The 13,801-nt window shown below is 68.7% G+C and carries 11 protein-coding genes; 3 read left to right on the top strand and 8 right to left on the bottom strand.

Annotated elements, in window-relative coordinates; all coding sequences use genetic code 11:
* Positions 1-71: 71 nt before the first annotated feature.
* Complete coding sequence (locus tag ACFWN2_RS41570) at positions 72-1,106, bottom strand: ADP-ribosylglycohydrolase family protein (protein WP_382436120.1); 1,035 nt, start codon at positions 1,104-1,106, stop codon at positions 72-74.
* 101 nt (positions 1,107-1,207) lie between these two features.
* Between ACFWN2_RS41570 and ACFWN2_RS41575 the strand changes: the two genes are divergently transcribed.
* Complete coding sequence (locus ACFWN2_RS41575; RefSeq protein ID WP_382436121.1) at positions 1,208-3,970, top strand: BTAD domain-containing putative transcriptional regulator; 2,763 nt, start codon at positions 1,208-1,210, stop codon at positions 3,968-3,970.
* A 147-nt stretch (positions 3,971-4,117) separates the two neighbouring features.
* On the opposite strand, the gene ACFWN2_RS41580 is transcribed toward ACFWN2_RS41575, so the two are convergent.
* A complete protein-coding gene (locus ACFWN2_RS41580) occupies positions 4,118-4,900 on the bottom strand; it encodes an SGNH/GDSL hydrolase family protein (protein WP_382436122.1) in 783 nt (260 codons plus the stop codon).
* Positions 4,901-5,235: 335 nt separating this feature from the next.
* On the opposite strand from ACFWN2_RS41580, the gene ACFWN2_RS41585 reads away from it, so the two are divergent.
* On the top strand, positions 5,236-5,499 hold the full coding sequence (locus ACFWN2_RS41585) for a hypothetical protein (RefSeq protein WP_382436123.1): 264 nt from the start codon (positions 5,236-5,238) through the stop codon (positions 5,497-5,499).
* Between the two features lie 205 nt (positions 5,500-5,704).
* On the opposite strand, the gene ACFWN2_RS41590 is transcribed toward ACFWN2_RS41585, so the two are convergent.
* Positions 5,705-6,715 carry an N-acetylglucosamine kinase gene (locus ACFWN2_RS41590; protein ID WP_382436125.1) on the bottom strand — a complete coding sequence of 337 codons (1,011 nt, stop codon included), beginning with the start codon at positions 6,713-6,715 and terminating at the stop codon, positions 5,705-5,707.
* Between the two features lie 152 nt (positions 6,716-6,867).
* On the opposite strand from ACFWN2_RS41590, the gene ACFWN2_RS41595 reads away from it, so the two are divergent.
* The gene (locus ACFWN2_RS41595) at positions 6,868-8,061 is read left to right on the top strand and encodes an RNA-guided endonuclease InsQ/TnpB family protein (protein ID WP_382436126.1); all 1,194 of its coding nucleotides are present in this window, start codon (positions 6,868-6,870) and stop codon (positions 8,059-8,061) included.
* Between the two features lie 39 nt (positions 8,062-8,100).
* Here the strand turns inward: ACFWN2_RS41595 and ACFWN2_RS41600 are convergent, their stop codons facing one another.
* Genes ACFWN2_RS41600 through ACFWN2_RS41620 form a run of 5 tightly spaced genes read right to left on the bottom strand, consistent with a single transcriptional unit; the run spans position 8,101 to position 13,795 of the window.
* A complete protein-coding gene (locus ACFWN2_RS41600; protein ID WP_382436127.1) occupies positions 8,101-9,369 on the bottom strand; it encodes a 6-phospho-beta-glucosidase in 1,269 nt (422 codons plus the stop codon).
* Positions 9,366-10,259, bottom strand: a complete 894-nt coding sequence (locus ACFWN2_RS41605; RefSeq protein WP_382436128.1) for a carbohydrate ABC transporter permease — start codon at positions 10,257-10,259, stop codon at positions 9,366-9,368. The genes ACFWN2_RS41600 and ACFWN2_RS41605 overlap by 4 nt, the downstream gene beginning before the upstream one ends.
* A complete protein-coding gene (locus ACFWN2_RS41610) occupies positions 10,256-11,230 on the bottom strand; it encodes a carbohydrate ABC transporter permease (RefSeq protein ID WP_382436129.1) in 975 nt (324 codons plus the stop codon). Before ACFWN2_RS41610 ends, ACFWN2_RS41605 begins: the two co-directional genes overlap by 4 nt.
* 11 nt (positions 11,231-11,241) lie before the next feature.
* On the bottom strand, positions 11,242-12,567 hold the full coding sequence (locus tag ACFWN2_RS41615; RefSeq protein ID WP_382436130.1) for an ABC transporter substrate-binding protein: 1,326 nt from the start codon (positions 12,565-12,567) through the stop codon (positions 11,242-11,244).
* 16 nt (positions 12,568-12,583) lie between these two features.
* Entirely contained in the window at positions 12,584-13,795 is a 1,212-nt protein-coding gene (locus ACFWN2_RS41620) for an ROK family protein (RefSeq protein WP_382436131.1), read from the bottom strand.
* Positions 13,796-13,801 lie beyond the last annotated feature (6 nt).

The following is a 13,801-nucleotide window of genomic DNA, read 5'->3' on the forward strand; positions in this document are numbered from 1 at the left end:
GACCAACTGCTCGTGCGAGAAGGCCTGCTGCAGCGCGAATTCGGGAGCGCACTGCAGCAGGCCTTTTCTGTTTATGCGTAGCGGTCCTCGTTGAAGTCCAGGTTCACCGCGGACATGCCGAGGTCGCGGCCCATCGCGTCCAGCACGTCCACCATCTCCAGCCCCATCAGCCAGTCGCGGGGCAGCGCGTCGGTGCCGTGCAACGCGCCGAGCACGTTGCCCGTCAACGCCGCCGTGGCGTCACTGCCGCCGGAGTGGTTGGCGGCGGCGCGCATCGCGTCCACGAACTGCGACGGCTTCGGGTGCGTCAGCACGGTGTAGACCGCGATCGCCAGCGCCTCCGGTCCGGTCCAGCCGCTGCCGAGCCGGTCGACCCGCACGGGTGCGGTGCCCTCGTGCTCGTCCGCCAGCACCACGGCGCGCGTCAGCACCGTCGCCGTGTACGTGTCGTCGCGCAGCACGCGGCCGATGACCTGGTCGATCGCCTCGCGCAACGGCCTGCCCTTCACGGCGAGCAGGTGCACGAGCAACGCCAGCGCGCCGCCGGACACCCAGCCGCCCGTGCCGCCGTGGGTCAGGGCGGCGAACCGGCAGCCGAGGTCGTACGCGATCGCCGCGGACGGGGCGAAGCCGGCCGGTGCGGTGCGCGTGACGCCGTTGCAGCCGGACGACTCGTTGTGCGGGTTCTCCGGAGTGGACGGTGTCTCGGCGGCCAGGGCGCGCAGGCACGTGAGGCCCGGTGAGCGGCTCTCGTACAGCCGTTCGTCGGCCAGCAGCCCGATCGAACCGTGCTCCGGCGCCGGCTGCTGCTGCGTGACGAGCCAGCGCCGGTAGCTGTGCCAGACCATTTGGGACGGTTCCCACTCGCCGGTGCGTTTCCCGCGCACCCAGGCGCGCAGGTAGCCGTCGGCGGTGAACAGGGTCAGCTGGGTGTCGTCCGTGAAGAGCGCTGGCTTGGGGGGTCCCAGGACGCCCTCGGGACCGTGTTCTCGCTGGATGTCAGCCCAGCCGAGGTACTGCACGGGCGCACCGAGCGCATCACCGAGAGCGCCGCCGAGGAGACACCCGGCGCCGCGGTCAACCACGGAGTTCCGATCTCGCGGCACGTGTGAACAGTAGCGTCCCGCGAATCTGAGCCGTACTTGTATCTGAGACTCGGGCGCGCACACCTTCTGAAGTGACGAGGTCAGCGCACCTGAGGAGGGGCATGCGGAGCAAAACCGGACTCGAGTTCGGCGTGCTCGGTCCACTCCAGGTGCTCGCGGACGGACGGCTCGTCCAGCTCGGCCGCCGCGGCATGCGCGGACTGCTGGCCATGCTGGTCGTCGAGGCGAACCGGCCTGTCTCGATCGACCAGATCGTCGACGCGCTGTGGACGGAGCAACCTCCCGCCACCGCGCGGACGATCGTGCACGGCTACGTCTCGCGGTTGCGCAAGGTGCTGGAGGAGTCCGATCCCGCGGGCTCCGCGACGATCCGCACCACGCCGACCGGCTACGAGCTGACCGTGGATCCGTGGCGTCTCGACCTGCACCGCGCCCGGCAGCTCGTGGCGTCCTCCCGCGGCAAGCCCGCCGCCATCAGGGCGGGCCTGCTGCGCGAGGCGTTGGGTCTGTGGCGCGGACCGGTGCTCTCGGACGTACCGGGTGACCCGATGACCTCGGACCTCGAAGAGCTGCGGTTGTCCGCGCTGGAGGAGCGCATCGACGCCGAGCTCGAACTGGGCCGCCACCTGGAACTGGTGGGCGAGCTGCGCGGGCTGTGCACCGAGTACCCGTTCCGGGAACGCCTGGTGGCCCACAGCATGCGCGCGCTCTACCGGTCCGGGCAGCGCGCCGACGCCCTGGAGTCCTACCAGCGGTTCCAGCGCCGCGCGGTGGACGAGCTGGGCATCGACCCCGGCCCGCAGCTGCGGGCGTTGCACGAGAAGGTGCTGCGCGACGACCCGTCGTTGAGCGTGATCGGGCCGGTCGAACGGTCCGTCGCGCCGCGGGCGGGGATCGTGGCGCCGGCGTTGCTGCCCGCGTCCGCCACCCGCCTGTTCGGCCGCGAGGACGACACCTCGTGGCTCAACGAGATCGTCACCGCCAGGAACCTGCTGGCCACCACGGTCGCCGTGCTGACCGGTGCGCCCGGTGTCGGCAAGAGCGCCCTCGCGATCACGTGGGGGCACGAGAACTCCGACATGTTCCCGCACGGCGTGCTCTTCGCGTCCCTGGGAGAGACCGAACCGGGCGAGGTGCTGACCCGGTTCCTGGTGGCGATGGGCGTGCCGGCGGACGGTGTGCCGGTCGGCCTGGAGGACCGCGTCGGGCTGTACCGCTCGTTGCTGCACCGCCGCCGCGTGCTGGTGGTGCTCGACGACGCGACGGCGTTCGACCAGGTCCAGCCGCTGCTGCCGCCGGGCTCGGGCTCGGTGGTGCTGGTGACCTCGCGGTCCCAGCTGGAACGGCTGGTCGTCACCAACAGCGCCCGAGTGCGCAAGCTCGGCCCGCTGGACGAGTTGTCCGCACGAGCGCTGGTGGACGACGTGCTGGGCAGGCCGTTGTCGGCGGAGGACCCGGTGGCGTCGCAGAAGCTCGCCGAGCTGTGCGGCGGGTTGCCGCTGGCCCTGCGGGTGGCCGCGGCCAAGCTCGTGATCAGTCCGGAGTGGACGATCGAGGAACTGGTGGGGGAGCTGGCCGACGACGACCAGCGGATGCGCGGTCTCGACCTGCCGGAGGCGGGCCTCGGGGTGTCGCGCGCGCTGGACCTGTCGACCCGCGACCTGCCGTCCGAGCTCGGCGAGGTCTTCCAGTCCGTCGGCATGGCGCCCGGCCGGTGGATGTCACCGCACGCCGTCGCCGCGCTGACCCGCATCCGGGTCGAGTCGGCACGGTCGCGGCTGGTGCAGCTCGTCGGGGTGAACCTGCTGGTCGAACCGTGGCCGGACGGCTTCACGATGCACGAGCTGGTGCGCCTGTACGTGCGCGGCGCAGGCCGTGCGGACCTGGACTCGTTGCGGCGCCTGGTGAACTACTACCTCGTCGCGTGCGACCACGTCCGCCGCGCCATCCGGACCGCGCGTGACGGACTGGACTTCGCGTTGGGGGACAACGGTTCCACCGCGCTGCCGGAGTTCGGAGACCCGGTCGACTGGTTCGACCAGGAGTGGCCCAACATCGTCGCGGTGGTGCACGCGGCGGCGGAAAGGGGCCTGCACGACCAGGTGTGGCAGCTGGTGAGGCTGCTGCACCACTACGCGACCGTGCGCGCGCTCACCGGCGAGTGGGTGGCGTTGGTCGGGTTCGGCCTGGCCGCGGCCGAGGTGACGGGGAGCCGCCTCGGACAGGTCCTGATGCTGGACACGACCTACACGACGAACGCCCGGCTGGGACGCGCCGTCCTGCTGCCGGACGCCCGCCGTGCGCACCGGCTCGCGACCGAGCTGGGCGAGCGCCGGTACCTGGTGCTGACGCTCGCCCAGCTCGCCGACGTCCTGTTCCGCCTTGAGCTGCACGACGAGGCGCTGCTGCACTTCTGGGAGTCCGTGCAGCTCGCGCAGCAGGCCGGCGACGTGGTCGGGGAGGCCCACGGCCTGAACAACGTGGCGCAGGTGGAACAGGCACGCGGTCACGTGGAAGTGGCGCTGCGGCACCAGGCCCACGCCGTCGAGGTGTACCGGCGCTCGGGCGACAACGTCGCGTTGATCCGCGCTCTCGCCAACCTCGCAGAGCTGCACCTGCAGGCCGGTGCGCTGGACCGGGCCGAGGCGCTGGCGAGGCAGGTCGTCGACCAGGCCTCCGTGGCCGGGAAGACGTACCTGGAGGGCTTCGGGAGGCACGTGCTCGGCGGGGTGTTGCTCCGGCGGGCGGAATGGGTTGCTGCGGCAGCGGAATTGACGGAGGCGCTGCGGCTGTATTCGCAGGTCAACTCGGCGCGCGCGGTCGAGGTGCGGGGCCTTTTGGACTCGCTGTCGTCCGAGGTTTAGCGCGCGTTTAGTCGTCTGGTCCCAAAGCATGGGATGTTGGACGAGCAGGCTGCCGAGTGGGGGATTGCCGAGGGGGCAAGGCGTCTGCTTTCGGAAGGCCCGACCGGCACTCGGGGGAGAATGCCGGTCGGGCCTTCGCCTTTCCCGCTAGTTGTCGTCGGCGCACCGCGCGAGAGGCAGCAATTCCGGCCGTTTGGGCGCAAGCCCGTCACCCATCGACTCGCCCCGCAGCGTGCGGCCGATCCACGGCACCACGTACTCGCGTGCCCACTTCAGGTCCGCCTTGCGCTGGGTCACCCAGTCCGCTTCTTCGAGCACGGGCCACGGCGCGTTCCACGAGTGGTCGTCCGTCAGCCCGAGCACCTCGGCGGCCTTGAGCGCGACCCGCTGGTGGCCCTCCGGCGAGAGGTGCAACCTGTCCTCGCTCCACGCGCGACGGTCGTGCAGCGCGTGCATCGACCACAGGTCGACCATCCGGCAGTGGTAGCGCTCGGCGATCGACCACAGGTGCGTGTTGTAGATGGCGACCTTGCCGCGCAGGCTCCTGAGCAGCGGCGTCGCCTTGGTGTCGAAGCCCGTGAAGATCACGACGTCGGCTCCGGCCGCCCTGAGGTCGGCGACCGCGACCTCGTACACCTCGGCCAGCGCGTCCGGGTCGCTGTTCGGCAGCATGATGTCGTTGCCGCCGCCGCAGAACGTCACGAGGTCCGGCTTGAGCGAGATCGCGAGCGGAACCTGGTCCTCGATGATCTCGTGCAGCATCTTGCCGCGGATCGCGAAGTTGGCGTACCGGAACTCGGGTGCCTGCTGGGCGATCATGCCCGCCAGCCGGTCAGCCCAGCCGACGTAGGTGTCCGCAGGGCCGGGATCGTCCATGCCCTCGGTGAAGCTGTCCCCCAGGGACACGAGACTGTTCCAACGCAGCAGCACAACATCCCCCTTCTTTCGTGCGACCTGCCACTCGCCTGCGGGCTCCCGTCCGAAGGCGACTAGTTAGCATGCACAACGAACCCGTGGTTACGCCACCGTCGGTTACGGCATCGTAGGTTTTGTCGCTGTGGGTGACGATTCTTTTACCACTCGATCGAGGGAAGCTTGAGGGTGTTCCGGGGGATTCGTCTCAATGGCTCGCTAACTTCTGCCGGGTGCGTTCTGGTTTGCCGCTTCCGTTCCTTTCGCTCGGTGTAGCGCTTCTCACAGTCGGGGCTCTGGCCGCAGTCGCTCTCAGTGGACCCGTCTCGTCCGGGTCCACACCGGAGCCCGGCGTGCCCGAGGCCGCCCAGATCGGCGGCGAGCAGCCCCCGATGGAGTTCAGTCCGGCGCCGTCCGCCGTGAAGGTGACCCCGCCGGGGCGGACGTCCAGCGGGCCGGTCGTCACCCCGCCGCCGCACACGAACCCCGTGGTCACCCCGGAGGCCGCCGTGCCCCCGGAAAGCGTCGCGGCGACGACGGTCGTCCCCTCCGCGGCGGTGCCCGTGATCTCGTCCGCCGAGCTGCCGATCGAACCTTCTTCTTTGCCCTCAACGTGAAAACCCCCGCAGCGTCCTCGGCGCGTGAGGACGCTGCGGGGGTCGTAGGGCCTTTCCGGGGGGAACGCCGCCGCCGGTGTTCTCCCCCCGGAAAGGGCTGGGGCCACTGCTCGGGACGCCGCCGCCTGTCAGTCCCGAGCAGTGGGGTTGGGACCGTCTCAGGGGGCGCCGCCGCCGATCTACCCCCTGAGACGGGGTCTTCAGGTCAGCCGGCGGCCACGTCCAGCGCGGCCGCCGGCACCTGTTCGGTGTAGGCCGAGCGCAGCCTCAGCTCCGCGCTCGGCGAGGCCCCGATGTGGTCGAGGCCGAGGAGAGCCGCGCCCACCACGGGCGGTACGTCGACCAGGCGGACCTGGGCGAGCGGCGCGGCTTCGAGGATCTGCCGCCGGACGGGGCCGACCACGACCTCGCCGGTGTTGGTGAGGACTCCGCCGCCCAGCACCACGTCCACGGGCTCGTCCATCAGGTCGAGCCTGCGCATGGAGACCGTGGAGAGCAGGACGATCTCCTCGACCAGGCGGTCGACCTGTTGCAGGGCAACGGCATCTCCCTGCGCGGCCACCTCGAAGACCAACGGGCACAGCGCGTGCGGGTCCAGTTCGATCTCCTCGAAGTGGATCTTCTCCACGACGTCGAAGATCGAGCTCTCGCCGTAGTGCTTGAGCAGCGCGGGAAGCAGCAGCGTCGGCTTGCCCCTGCCGTCCTCCGCGCGCACCGCGTGCCAGAGCGCGTCGTTGCCGAGCTGGCCACCGCCACCCCAGTCACCCGAGATCGCGCCCAGCGCGGGGAACCGGTGCGTCCGGCCGTCCCGCGCCACGCCCACCGCGTTGATGCCCGCTCCGCAGACGACCGCCACACCCCCAGCGGCGGCGGTCCCCGCCCTCAGCAACGCGAACGTGTCGTTGCCGACGAACGTCGTTGTCGACCAGCCCCGCTCCGAGATCGCCCGCGTCAGGTCCTCCTCCTCGCGGGGCAGATCTGCTCCCGCGAGGTAGGCGGACGTGTGCGAGGCGATCGGCTCGTCGGGGGACAAGCCCGCCTGAGCTGCGGCCTCGCGTGCCAGTGCCTCGAACACGTCGAGCCCGCGCTTCATGCCCACGGTCTGCGGCGGGGCACCGGGCCCGCGCACCTGCGCGAGCACCTTGCCGTCCGCGTCCACCAGGAGCACCGCGGTCTTGCTGTTCCCGCCGTCGATGGCGAGCACCCGGTCGGTCATCTGAAGTCCTCCGACGAGACCTCGTCCTTCAGGACGAGGAGGAATTGGGCCTCTGCGGAGCAGGGCGGGAACGGCCGTGTCGCCGTCGGGGCGACATGGCGTTTGCAACCCAGCCTTAGAGAGACACGCGATGGCCGATTAAAATGTGAACTGTGAACGGGCTGGTGAAGCGGGCGTTTCGGTACCGCTTCTATCCGAGCGAGGCGCAGGCAGCGGAGTTGTCGCGCACGTTCGGGTGTGTCCGCAAGGTCTACAACTTGGCGTTGCAGGCTCGTGCGGAGGCATGGACGCTGCGTGCGGAACGGCTCGGCTATGAGGCCACGTCGGCGTTGCTGACCGCGTGGAAACGCACCGAAGACCTGGCGTTTCTGGCCGAGGTGTCGGCGGTGCCGTTGCAGCAGGCGTTGCGGCATCTGCAGACCGGGTTCACGAACTTCTTCGCCAAGCGTGCGCGGTTTCCGCGGCCCAAGTCGCGGAAGAAGTCGCGCGCTTCGGCGGAGTACACACGTTCGGCGTTCCGCTGGCGCGGCGGTGCTCTGACGCTGGCAAAGATGGCCGAGCCACTGGACATTCGCTGGTCCCGACCGCTGCCTGAGGGCGCGGTGCCGTCGACCGTGACGGTGACGCGAGACTCTGCTGGGCGCTGGTTCGTGTCCCTGCTGTGCGAAGACTCCGGCGTGCGGCCGTTGCCCGCCAATGATGCGGTGGTGGGCATCGATGTCGGTCTCGACCACCTGCTGGTTCTTTCGACCGGGGAGAAGATCCGCAATCCCCGGCACGAGCGGCGGGATCGTGTGGCGCTGGCCAGGGCCCAGCGGGCGTTGTGCCGCAAGCAGAAGGGCAGCTGCAACCGGGACAAGGCCCGAGTCAAGGTCGCCCGTGTCCACGCTCGGATCGCAGATCGGCGTGCCGACTTCCTGCACAAGATCACTACTCGGCTCGTGCGTGAAACCCAAACGCTCGTGATCGAGGACCTGGCTGTGTCGAACATGGTCGGCAACCACCGCCTGGCCCGCGCCATCGGTGACGCGGGCTGGCGGGAGTTCTGTCGTCAGCTGCAGTACAAAGCGGACTGGTACGGGCGGGACGTGATCGTCGTGGACCGCTGGTTCCCGTCCTCCAAGCTTTGCTCGGTCTGCGGCGCCCTCGCGGTGGCAATGCCTTTGCAGGTGCGCATGTGGACCTGTGGCTGCGGAGCGTCCCATGACCGGGACGTGAACGCGGCACGCAACATCCTGGCCGCCGGGCTGGCGGTGTCGGTCTGTGGAGCCGATGTAAGACCTCAACGGAACCCTCCGGGCGGGCAGTCGGCGACGAAGCAGAAAACCCTGCGGCGCGAGCTGTAGGAATCTCCCTCGTTCATGAGGGTGAGGAAGCCAACGTTGTCAGTTTCCCTTCACCCACGGCAGCAGATCGCGGTTCTGCGCGATCAGCTCGTCGGCCAGCCGGTCCGCGATCGCGTGCTGCCCGATGAGCGGGTGAGCGAGCAGCGCGTTCGCCACCCGGTCACGGCCACCGTGCTTCGCGGCTTCCAGCGCCAGGTACTCGTACGCGGTGACGTGCGAGATCAGGCCGGAGATGGACGGTTCCACAGGGCGGATCGGCAACGGCCGCCCGCCATTTCCGTCCACAGTGGACGAGACTTCGATCACGGCGTCGTCGGGCAGGAAGGGCAGCGAGCCGTTGTTCAGCACGTTGACCACGTGCTTCTCAGCGCCTTCACCACCGGTCAGCGCGTGCACGAGCTGCACGGCCGCCTCGGAGTAGTACGCGCCGCCGCGCTGCGACAGCTGCTCCGGCTTCGTCACGACCGACGGGTCGCCGTAGATGTCGAGCAGTTCCTTCTCCACGGCCGCGACGACCTCGGCGCGAGGCGGCTCGGTGAGCTGCTTCTTGACGACGGCGTCGTGGTTGTAGAAGTAGTTCAGGTAGTACGACGGCACCATGTTCAGGCGCCGCATCAGACCGCCGTCGATGCCGATGTGCTCCGCCAGGCCCTCGACGTGGTTGTCGAGCAGTTCCGGCAGGCGGTCGACGCCGTCCACGTACACGCCGCGTTCCCACGTGAGGTGGTTCAGGCCGACGTGCTCCAGCTCCACAGTGGACGGATCGACGCCGAGCAGCGCGGAGGTCCAACGTTGGAACGTGATCGCCACGTTGCACAGGCCGATCGCCTTGTGGCCCTCCTGCAGCAGCGCGCGCGTCACGATGCCGACCGGGTTCGTGAAGTTCACGATCCACGTGTCGGGCCCGGCGAGCCTGCGCACCTTGTCCGCGATGTCCAGGACCACCGGCACGGTCCGCAGGGCCTTGGCGAGGCCACCCGCGCCGGTGGTCTCCTGGCCGACGCACCCGCAGGTCAGCGGGAACGTCTCGTCCGAGGCGCGTGCCGTCTGCCCGCCCACCCGCAGTTGGAGCAGGACAGCCGAAGCGCCCTCGATGCCCTCTTCGAGCGACGAGGTGGTGCGCACCTTCGCCGGGTGTCCCGCGTGGTCCAGCAGGCGCTGGCTGAACGGGCCGATGCGGGAGAGGCGGTGCTGGTCCGGGTCGACGAGGACGATCTCGTCCACCGCCAGGCTGGTGCGACGGCCGGCGATACCGTCGATCAGCTCCGGTGTGTAGGTGGACCCGCCACCGACGACGGTGAGTTTCATCCCTTGACTCCTGTGAAAGTGATGCCCTTGACGAACGACTTCTGAGCGAAGACGAAGAGGACGACGGCCGGGATCATCGTCAGGAACGTCACCGCCATCGACGAGTTCCACTGGACGATGTGCATGCCCTTGAACGTCGCCAGTGCCAGCGACAACGTCCACTGGTCCTTCACCTCGCCGGTGTAGAGCAACGGCCCGAAGTAGTCGTTCCAGGTGAAGAGGAAGCAGAACAGCGCGGTCGCCGCGATGCCCGGCTTGGCCATCGGCACGATGATCCGCACCAGCGCCTGGAACTCCGAGCAGCCGTCCACCCGTGCCGCGTCCACGTAGGACTGCGGGATGGTGAGCATGAACTGGCGCAGCAGGAAGATGCTGAACGCGTCGAACAGGAAGTACGGCGCGATCAAAGGCACCAGCGACCCGGTCAGGCCCAGCGACGACCAGGTGTCGTACAGCGGCACGGCCACGACCTGCGGCGGCAGCATCATGGCGCCGATGACGAGGATGAACGCGACGTTGCGGCCGCGCCACTTGAGCTTCGCCAGCGCGTAGGCCGCGGGGATCGACGAGATCAGCATGCCCAGCGTCGCCAGCAGCGAGTACGTGAGGCTGTTGATCAGGTACTGGAAGAGCGGTGCCTTGTCGAAGACCTCGACGAAGTTCTCCCAGTGCCACTCGCGCGGCCACAGGTCCGCGGTGAACGCCTGGTTGTCCGACATCACCGCGGTGAGGAAGACGAACACGACGGGCGTGGCGAACATCAGGCCGAGCGCGAGGCCGATCGCGTGGGTGGCGACCCAGTTGAGGAAGCCTCCGACGTTGCGCTTGCGGCGCGGCTGCTCCGGTTCCGCCGGTACGTCGACCGGTGGTTTGGTCAGGGTGGCGGTCATGCTCCCGGACCCCCTTCCTCAGCCGTGGAGTTCTTGCGCATCCGCTGGACCAGGACGATGGTCACGGCGAACGAGATGATGAACAGGACCGTGGCCATGGCGGCCGCGTAGCCCATGTCGAAGTAGCGGAATCCCTGCGTGTACAGGTAGACCGGGAACGTCAGCGTGGAGTTGTCCGGGAAACCGAGATATTTGGTCGATCCCGTCGCGTCCGCCGCTCCCGAGCCGGCCGACCCCGCGACGACCGCCTGTGTGAAGAGCTGCAACGCGAGGATCACCGAGTTCACGATGCCGAAGAGCAGCACCGGGGAGATGGTCGGCAGCGTGACGTGCCACCAGCGGCTGATCGGGCCGGCGCCGTCGAGTTCCGCTGCCTCGTACTGCTCCTGCGGCACGTCGAGGATCGCGGCGAGGATGATGATCATCAGGTCGCCGGAGATCCACAGCATGATCGCGGTGATGCCGGGCTTGGCCCAGGCCGGGTCCGAGAAGAACAGCGGTGCGTCGACTCCGAACCAGCCGAGGAACGTGTCGAGCGGGCCGCCGTTGGGGCGCATCACCATGAAGAACACGAGTGTCGCCGCCACCGGCGGTGCCAGCGAGGGCAGGTAGCAGAGCGTGCGGATCAGGCCGACGCCCGACTTCAGGCGAGCGATGACCGATGCCACGCCCAGCGCGAACACGGTCCGCGCGATCGTCAGCACCACGACGAACCAGAGCGTGTTCGTGATCGCCTTGATCAGCAAGGGATCCTTGAACATGAACGTGTAGTTGTCGAGTCCGGTGAACTCCGGCGCGTTGATCAGGTCGTACTTCGTGAAGCTGAAGACGACCGTGGCGATCAACGGGTACACGAAGAACAGGACGAAGCCGATGATGGCGGGGGCCATGAACCCGAGCACGGCGAGACGGTGGCGGGCACGTGCCCGCCCCCTGCCGGGGGCGGGACGGGCGCCGAGCGTGGCGGTCATCTTGCGAGTCCCTACTTGCCGCTCTTGGCGATCTGGTCGTCGATGTTCTTGTCGACTTCCTTGAGGCCTGCCGCCAGGTCCGCGACCTTGCCGGACTGGTAGGAGACCGAGAAGTCGGTGACCGCCTTGATGTGCGCGTCACCGATGGGGGTGACCGGGTTGCCCTTGAGCTTGTCGCTCTTGGCCAGGTCGATGAACGTCTTGAACTGCTCGTCCACCTCGAGCTTGGAGCTCTCCATGGCGGCCTTGGTGCTCGGGACGTTCTTGATGGCGTTGGACAGGTCGACGATCGTGTCGGTGTCGAACGTCAGGTGCTTGATCAGCTCCCACGCGGCGCCGGGGTTCTTGGCGCCCTTGGGAATGCCCATGATCGTGCCGGTGGTGAAGGCCGTGCCGTAGTCGGCGGGCTTCCACGTCGGGAACGGGGCGGTGCCGAACTTGATCTGCGGTGCCTGCGCCTTGAGGAACGCGGTGCGGTACTCACCGTCGATCATGATCGCGATCTTGCCCTGGTGGAACGCGTGGTCGGCCGAGTACTCCTGGCCGAGGCCGGCGCGGAACCGCTCCAGCTGGTCGTAGCCGTAGAAGTCGACGAGCTTCTTCTGGAACGTCATCATCTCGGTGAAGCCGGGCGAACTCGCGAGCGAGGACTTGCCGTCCTTCTCCCACTCCGCGCCGAACGACGGCGCGAGGATGGTCGGGCGGTTGGCGTAGAAGCCCATGGTGGGCAGGTAACCCGCGACCTCGATGTCCCCGTTCGGCGCCTTCTTGGTCGCCTTCACGGCCGCGTCGTACAGCTCGTCGAGCGTCTTCGGCGGGTTCGTGACACCGGCCGTCGCCAGCAGGTCCTTGTTGAAGTACATGGCGTAGACGTCGGTGAGCATGGGCATCGCGCAGCGGTTGCCCTTGTACTCGGTGTACTCCTGGACCGCGGGGGAGAGCTGGTTCAGGTCGACCTTGTCGCGGTCGATGTACGGCTTGAGCGCCTGGAACGCGCCGGAGGAGCAGAACTGGCCGATGTTGTCGGTCGTGAACGACAGCGCGACGTCCGGCGTGTTGCCAGAACGGATGCCCGCGGTGATCTTGTCGTCGTCCTGGGAGCCCTCGTGCTTGATCTCGATGTTCGGGAACTTCTTGTTGAACGTCTTGAGGGCCTTCGTGACTTCTTCGTACTCGCGGTCGGAGTAGTTGCTCCAGACCGTGAGGGTGAGCTTGTCGTCCTTGCCAGGAGCAGCTGCGGCACCGGCGTCGGCGCCACCACCCTTGCCCGCCGCACATGCGGTGAGGGTCAGCGCTGCGGCGACACAGAGCAAAGCAGCACGGGTGTGCTTGCGCATGTGCACTCCTTCTCGATCAACGTGGGGACCCGGCGACCACTGGGCCGCGGAATGGAGCCGTGGTGGCTGCCGGGAGGCCGAACACCTGTTCACGCGCGACGGCCAGTGCCGAGTGCAGTGCGCCGCTGCGCACCGGTTTCCCGGTCACCAAGGCCAGCTGAATGGGCGTTCTCGGCACCACCAGTTGCCGCAGTTCCGCGGCAACGAGGTCGTTCAGCGTGGTTCCGCCTGCCTGCGCGATGTCGCCGGACAGGAGGATGAGTTCCGGGTCGAGCACCGCGACGACGCTAGCCACGCCCGTGGCGATGCGCCTGGCGAGATCGACCATGAACTCGCGGCCCGCGGGACCCGCGGCCAACGCCTTGCGCACGGCCCCGTGGCCGTTGCGCGAGGCGAGCCCGTGGGCGCGTGCGAGCTTGCAGATCGACGTGCTGCTGAGCAGTTCACCGAACGTGCCGCCGGAGCGGTCCGTGTCGGTGTCGGCGGCCGCGCGGTCGGGGATCATCAGCCCGTCGATCTCGCCCGCGCCACCGGAAGCGCCGCGCAGCAGCGATCCGTTGACGACGACGGCGGCACCGACGAGGTCCGCGGGCCAGATGACGACGAAGTCGTTCACCTGCGTGGCCCGCCCGGCGACCATCTCCTCCAGCGCGACGAGGTTGACGTCGTTCTCGACGCTCACCGAGGTCGCGAGCCGTTCCCGCAACCGGCCGGGAACGTCGAACCCGCTCCAGCCGGGCAGGTGGGGTGCGTAGCCGAGCTCGCCGTTCACGGGGTTCACCGCTCCCGGACAGCCCACCACGACGTGCAGCAACTGGTCGGCGCTCAGACCTGCCTGACCGCAGGCCTTGCCGACCGCGCTGACGAACGCCTCCAGCACACCGTGCTTCGCGGGCATCGGCGCCTTGTGCTCGGTGAGCACGACACCGGAGATGTCCGCGATCGCGATGTCGACCGTCTCGGGGGTGAGATCGACAGCGGCGATGTGCGCAAGCGCCCCGTTGACCGACCACAGCTGGGCCCGCGGCCCACGACCCCCGCCGCGCAGTCCGTCGCGGACCACGGTGTCGGACGTCTCCAGGCGCGTGAGCAGCTGTGCGGTCGCCGGCTTGGACAGGCCGATCAGGCCCTCCAACTCCGACCTGGTCAGCGGCCCGTTGCGCAGCAGAGCCTCGATGGCTGCGCGGTCGTTGATCTCCCGCAGCAGTCGTGGGCTTCCGGCACGCATTAGGTC

Origin of the sequence: Lentzea sp. NPDC058436 (assembly GCF_042721515.1) — a bacterium.
Taxonomy (GTDB): Bacteria; Actinomycetota; Actinomycetes; order Mycobacteriales; family Pseudonocardiaceae; genus Lentzea.